Origin of the sequence: Streptomyces sp. SM10, assembly GCF_002910915.1 — a bacterium.
GTDB lineage: Bacteria > Actinomycetota > Actinomycetes > Streptomycetales > Streptomycetaceae > Streptomyces.
Genome location: NZ_NEUF01000157.1, coordinates 1 through 1,543 on the forward strand (window position 1 = coordinate 1; position 1,543 = coordinate 1,543).

Annotated in this window: 2 protein-coding genes and 1 pseudogene; all 3 read right to left on the minus strand. The window is 66.3% G+C overall.

Translation table 11 applies throughout. The annotated features are described in order from the left end of the window. Positions 1-46: 46 nt before the first annotated feature. Positions 47-310 carry a Txe/YoeB family addiction module toxin gene (locus B9S57_RS24995; protein WP_103517207.1) on the minus strand — a complete coding sequence of 88 codons (264 nt, stop codon included), beginning with the start codon at positions 308-310 and terminating at the stop codon, positions 47-49. Beyond that, positions 307-588, minus strand: coding sequence for a type II toxin-antitoxin system Phd/YefM family antitoxin (locus B9S57_RS25000; protein ID WP_164493698.1), 282 nt, complete (start codon positions 586-588; stop codon positions 307-309). The genes B9S57_RS24995 and B9S57_RS25000 overlap by 4 nt, the downstream gene beginning before the upstream one ends. 606 nt (positions 589-1,194) lie before the next feature. After that, positions 1,195-1,543 (minus strand): annotated as a pseudogene (locus tag B9S57_RS25010) (hypothetical protein); the annotation flags it as partial.

Sequence of the window (1,543 nt, forward strand, 5' to 3'; positions counted from 1 at the left end):
GGGCGCTGTCAAGAGCCGAGGCATGGCCCGTGGGTATGCGCCTGGTTCACCGTTCGTAGTGGAAGCGGCACGCCACCACGTGGATGACGGCGTTCTCATCGATGCGGTACACCAGCCGGTGTTCGGAGTTGATACGCCGCGACCAGTAGCCGGAGAGGTCGTTCCGCAGCGGTTCGGGCTTGCCGATTCCTTCGTGGCCGCCCCGGTCGATGTCGGCGATCAGCTGGTTGATGCGCTTCAGTATTTTGCGGTCGTTCCCCTGCCACCACAGGTAATCGTTCCAGCCGTCGTCGACGAACAGCACCTTCACGCGGCGCCACGCCCGGCCTCGTCATCGGGATCCACCAGCTCGCGAAGTGCACCCTGGCCGGCCCGGTCCTGCTCGATGGACCTGCGCAGGCGCTCGGCCATCGCGGGCGACCGCAGCAGGTAATCGGTCTCTTTCAGTGCCTCGTACTCGGCGAGCGAGACGACGACCATCGGCTCATGGCCGGTCCGGGTGATGACCAGCTCCTCGGCGTCGTTCTCCACCGCGTCGAGGGCGTCGGCGATGCCCGCGCGTAGCTCGGTGACACTCATCGTCTTCATGACGTACACGATAACGTACAGAGGGGATCCCTGTGCAGCTGGTCGCGATCCGCCTCCGGACGGCCATGCGGTTCAGCCTTCGGTGACATTGGGCTGCGGCAGAGCCCGTCGGGCGGCTCAGTTGGTGTGGTGACCTCGTCGTTTTCGCGGTCGGCCCGCTCCATGAGCGTGATCGTCGCGAACTCGGGAATGATCACTTACGGACATGGGGTAGCGGAATTCGCCTGCGCGGAGTTGGCGGCGTTCGAGGCGGGCCCGGTTGGGCGGCGTGCTCCTCGACCCGCGCCCGCGGCGGTCTTCAGTGGCGTTCGACGAACCGTTACTGATGGTTACGCCGGACGTTCTGCTGACCGATGTCTCAGATTCTCTGGTCGACCTGCCGGCCGGAAGCGAGACTTCCGCTCAGTGCGGTTGAGAGGAACGTGATCGGACGGCCCGGATGTGGCCTCATGTGCCTTGCCTCCGGGGCGCCCATGTCCTTTCCCCAGTGCGAGGCGCGCCCGTCCGTCGTCCGGTGTTCATCTTCGCCGGCACTCGAACAGGAGGTGAGCAGCAGGGCGGCCCCGAGGGCCGCGAGCAGCCGTGGCCGCAGGGCAGATCGGTTGTTCACCGGTTCTCCTCGTCGCCGCGCGAGACGTCCCCGCGGGACCCTTCGCGCCCAGGGTCCGCCGGTGTCACCCCGAGGGCTGAGCCACTGTTCAGATCCTGGGTGTAGGTGCCGCTGCTACCGCGCATGTCGAATTCCTGGGCGAAGCCCACTTTGTGCAGGCGCCCCATGTCGTCGTCGGGAATGGTGACACCACCGGGGAACGTCGTCGATTTTCCGGAGCCCCAGTTGTACCGGTCCCACACGTTGACCTGGTAGTCGAGCGAGACCTGTGGCTTGCCCCCGTCGCCCGGACTGACGGTGACCATGCCCGACACGTTCTGCTGGTGCGACCCGACCGCGTGGAAC